Here is a 753-nt window from a genome sequence, read left to right on the forward strand (position 1 = left end):
CCGGGCCCCGCGCTGCTGGCGCGCGCCGCCCGGCCGATCGACGCCGCGGCGTCGCCCCTGTCCGAGTGGTTCGCCGACCCCGCCGCCCTGGCCCGCGCGGCCAGCGACGATCTGCGCCAGGACATCGCGCGGGAGGAGGCGGCGATGGCCGGGCTGCTGCGCGCCACGGCCGAGGCGGTGCAGCCGGGCGAGCGGGCGCTGCGCCCCAACACGCGGCGCATGGGGCAGGTGCTGCTGGCCATCGCCGCGCTGTTCCTGGCGGCCGGGCCTGGCATCGCCGGCTATCTGATGCTGCTGGACCTGCAGCCGGAGCGCGCCGCCTGGATCGCCACGCTCGGCGTGCTGCCGGCCCTCGGCCTGCTGCTGGGGCTGACCGGCTGGCTGCAGCTGCGCCGCGCGCGCCACCCCTTCCTGCTGCTGTCGCCGGAGGGCTTCGCCCATCCCGCCATGCTGGCGCCGGTGCCCTGGCGCGACCTGGCCGATCTGCAGGTGGGCCAGGCGCAATACAGCCTGGTCACCGAGTTCCGCCTGCATCGCGGCCGGCCGATGCCGCAGCTGCGCCAGAAGACGCGGGCGCTGCGCATCGACATCCCGGCCAAGCGGGTGACGCTGCACACCACCGCACCGCAGGGCCTGGCGCCGCAGGCCTATCTGGAGCTGCTGCTGACCTACTGGCAGGCCGCCCTGGCGCGCGACGCCCTGGCCGAGCAGGCGGCCGCGGCGGAGGCCGCGCCGCAACCGGATGTGGCGGGG

At 77.3% G+C, this 753-nt stretch carries 1 protein-coding gene; it reads left to right on the plus strand.

Annotated elements, in window-relative coordinates; translation table 11 throughout:
• Window positions 1-753 (plus strand): hypothetical protein (locus HMPREF0731_RS22260; RefSeq protein WP_007006527.1); only part of this gene is annotated, 753 nt, incomplete at both ends.

The organism is Pseudoroseomonas cervicalis ATCC 49957 (genome assembly GCF_000164635.1).
Classification (GTDB): Bacteria; Pseudomonadota; Alphaproteobacteria; order Acetobacterales; family Acetobacteraceae; genus Pseudoroseomonas; species Pseudoroseomonas cervicalis.